Below are 663 nucleotides of genomic sequence, written 5' to 3'. Positions count from 1 at the left end.
AGCTAGGGAGAACATGAAGGCATTCAGTCGGGTGCTGGTCGCGATGGTGACCGCCATTGCGGGGGTCTTTGCGGGCCTCTTCATCGGTGCCGGCACTTCTCATGCGGGTTTGGACAATGAGCTGAGCCTGGTCGACGGTCAGGATCGGACCCTGACCGTGCAGCAGTGGGATACCTTCCTCAATGGTGTGTTCCCGCTGGACCGCAACCGGCTGACGCGTGAGTGGTTCCATTCCGGTCGGGCCAAGTATCACGTCGAGGGCCCGGGCGCCGAGGAGTTCGAGGGCACCTTGGAGCTGGGTTATCAGATCGGTTTCCCCTGGTCGCTGGGTGTGGGGATCAACTTTTCCTACACCACCCCCAACATCCTGATCGACGATGGTGACATCACCGGCCCGCCGTTTGGTCTGGAGTCGGTGATCACCCCGAACCTGTTCCCGGGTGTGTCGATCAGTGCGGATCTGGGCAACGGTCCCGGTATCCAGGAAGTCGCGACGTTCTCGGTGGACGTCAAGGGTCCGGCCGGTGGGGTGGCGGTGTCCAACGCCCACGGCACGGTGACCGGTGCGGCCGGTGGTGTGTTGCTGCGGCCGTTCGCCCGGCTGATCGCCTCCACCGGTGACAGCGTCACCACCTACGGCGAGCCTTGGAACATGAACTGAGC

General features: G+C 63.5%; 1 protein-coding gene. It reads left to right on the top strand.

Going from position 1 to position 663, the window contains the following annotated elements; all coding sequences use genetic code 11:
• Positions 1–13: 13 nt before the first annotated feature.
• Positions 14–661 (top strand): MspA family porin, encoded by a 648-nt coding sequence (locus A5699_RS19695; RefSeq protein WP_067772611.1) that lies wholly within the window; start codon positions 14–16, stop codon positions 659–661.
• The last annotated feature ends 2 nt before the right edge of the window (positions 662–663 follow it).

This window comes from Mycobacterium sp. E802 (assembly GCF_001666875.1).
In the GTDB taxonomy this organism is placed as follows: Bacteria; Actinomycetota; Actinomycetes; order Mycobacteriales; family Mycobacteriaceae; genus Mycobacterium.
This window is presented reverse-complemented; position numbering and strand designations above follow the sequence as displayed.